Source organism: Mesorhizobium sp., assembly GCF_041661565.1.
Lineage (GTDB): Bacteria > Pseudomonadota > Alphaproteobacteria > Rhizobiales > Rhizobiaceae > Mesorhizobium.
Genome location: NZ_JBAZUD010000267.1, coordinates 1 through 2,576 on the forward strand (window position 1 = coordinate 1; position 2,576 = coordinate 2,576).

General features: G+C 63.8%; 3 protein-coding genes. 1 reads left to right on the top strand and 2 read right to left on the bottom strand.

Translation table 11 applies throughout. From position 1 onward, the window contains the following. Window positions 1–165, bottom strand: a 165-nt coding sequence (locus tag WC739_RS25345) for an Lrp/AsnC family transcriptional regulator (protein WP_372955732.1), incomplete at its 3' end; no start/stop codon positions are given. A 137-nt stretch (window positions 166–302) separates the two neighbouring features. Here WC739_RS25345 and phhA point away from each other — a divergent pair. After that, window positions 303–1,145 (top strand): phenylalanine 4-monooxygenase, encoded by an 843-nt coding sequence (gene phhA, locus WC739_RS25350; RefSeq protein WP_372955730.1) that lies wholly within the window; start codon window positions 303–305, stop codon window positions 1,143–1,145. Window positions 1,146–1,212: 67 nt separating this feature from the next. On the opposite strand, the gene WC739_RS25355 is transcribed toward phhA, so the two are convergent. Beyond that, the coding region (locus WC739_RS25355; RefSeq protein ID WP_372955731.1) for a GMC family oxidoreductase at window positions 1,213–2,576 on the bottom strand (1,364 nt) is incomplete at its 5' end.

Here is a 2,576-nt window from a genome sequence, read left to right on the forward strand (position 1 = left end):
GGCGGCGAAGCCCTTGATGATGCCAGCCTCCTGCAGCGCCTCGAAGCGCCGCGCGCAGGGTGTCGTCGACAGGCCGATCTCCTGCGCGAGCTCGGACACGGGCTTGCGGCCATCGCGTTGCAGCGCGTCGAGCATCTTGATCTCGAAATCGTCGAATCGAGGCATTTCCACTCCGTTGGCCAAGAATTGGAGTGAACACTATCTCGAATGGGCCGCCCGAGCCATCAACAAAACCGATGTGCCTCGGCAAGCCTGATTATCCTCGCCAACGTCAGCCATCGATGATTTGCGAGGAGGAAACCATGACGACGATGAGTGTTGCCGACTATGCCCGTGACTGCGCGGCGCAGGGCCTGCGTGGCGACTATTCGGTCTGCCGATCCGACTTCACCGTGGCGCAGGGGTATGATTACAGCGCGGAGGAGCAGGCGGTGTGGCGCACCCTGTGCGACCGCCAGACCAAACTGACGCGCAAGCTTGCCCACCAATCCTATCTCGACGGTGTCGACAAGCTCGGCCTGCTCGACCGCATTCCCGATTTCGAGGAGGTCAGCGCCACGTTGCGCAAGCTGACTGGCTGGGAGATCATCGCCGTTCCCGGCCTGATTCCGGCGGCGCCCTTCTTCGACCACCTCGCCAATTGCCGCTTTCCCGTCACCAACTGGCTGCGGACGAGGCAGGAACTCGACTACATCGTCGAGCCCGACATGTTCCATGATTTCTTCGGCCACGTGCCGCTGCTGTCGCAGCCGGTGTTCGCCGACTTCATGCGGATGTATGGCCAGAAGGCCGGCGACATCATCGCGCTCGGCGGCGACGAGATGATCACCCGGTTGTACTGGTACACGGCCGAATACGGCCTGATGCGTGAGAGCGGCCAACCGCTCAAGGCCTTCGGCGCCGGCCTGATGTCGTCCTTCACCGAATTGCGGTTCGCCGTCGAAGGCGCCGACGCGCACCACGTGCCCTTCGACCTCGAAACGGTCATGCGCACCGGCTACGAGATCGACAAGTTCCAGCGCGCCTATTTCGTGCTGCCGTCTTTCGATGCCTTGCGGGACGCTTTCCAGACCGCCGATTTCGAGGCGATCGTCGCGCGCCGCAAGGGCCAGCCGGCGCTCGATCCCGCGACGTTGCGGGCCTGAAATCTCTCGGGCCGATTCTACGTGGATCGTCTCGCGATCCACGCATCGCATGTCGTAGCTTGCCCGCCTAGACCGCAACCACCTTGCTCAGATGCTCGCCCAGCCGGCAGGCCAGGGCGGTGATCGTGGTGGTCGGGTTGCATTCGCCCGAGGTGCAGAACACGGAAGAGCCGCCGACATAAAGATTGTCCATGCCGTGCACCTTGCAGTTGGCGTCCACCACGCTCCTGGTGACATCGGTGCCCATGCGCGTGCCGCCCATGTGATGATGACCGGCCGTTTCCTCGTTGGTCGGAAAGTCTCCGCCATTGGTGATCCAGTCGGCGATGCGTATCCGCCCGAGATCCTTCTGGGCGAGCGTCGTGCCGAACAGCTTGAGCCCTTCGGCAAGTGTGCGGCGTTCCAGTTCCGATTTCTTCCAGTGCAGCTCGATGCGCGGCACGCCGGCATGGTCGACATCGGTCTTCGACAGCTCGATCTGGTTGGAGGCCAGCGGCGCCTGTTCCCAAGCGACATAGAGCTGCGCCGCGCAACGCAGGTTCTGGCTGAGCTGATAGGCCACCCACTCGGCCATGTCCGGGGCCGTGCAGGCGAGGTCAGCGATGACGCTCTTGATGCCGGCATAGGGCGTTTCGATCAGCCTGATGCCGAAATTCATGATCTGCAGGCGCTCCATCGCGGCGAGCGTCGGCGAGAAGAAGGCCTCGTTGACGGCATCGACCTCGAACTCGCCATAGTCGGCCAGGATGGCATTGCCGCCCTCGAAGGTCGGGTGCTCCATCCAGTAGCGGCCAAGTGCCGCCGCATTGGGCACGACGCCGCCGTTCGAGCGCTGGTTCGACCACAGAAGCAGCCGCGAATTCTCCAGCCCGCCGGTGCAGACGATGAAATAATCGGCGCTGAACGAGCCGGCGTCCTGCCCGTTGGACCACAGCCTGGCGCCGGTCACCTTCTTGCCGTCGCCGGCCAGTTCGGTGGCGTAGGTGTTGAGCACGACCGCGATGTTCCTGCTCTTGTCGAGTTCATCGGCGTATTTCTCGCCGAAGCGCACCGCCGGGCTCTTGATCAGCTGGATCCAGCGGATGTCGTCCGAGATCGGCACATCGGGCCGGAAGGCGGGAAGCTCGAGGATGTCGTGGACCTCAGGCAGATAGGGCTCGATGTCGGCGCGGCTGATCGGCCAGCCGGTATCGGGAGCCCAGGCCTTCGGCTCGAAGTCCTGCTTGTCGAGGACGCGGCACCAGCCGGCCCAGTGGTTCGAGCTGCCGCCCATGAAGCGCAGCCGGGTGATGTCGAGGTCGAAATAGAAATCGCCGACCGTGGTGCCGCGATAGAAGTCCTGCGATTCGTCGCTGAATTCCCGCGAGCCGGCTTCCAGCACCACGACCTGGATGCCGGCGGCGCCGAGCTTGCGGGCAATGGTGGTTCCCG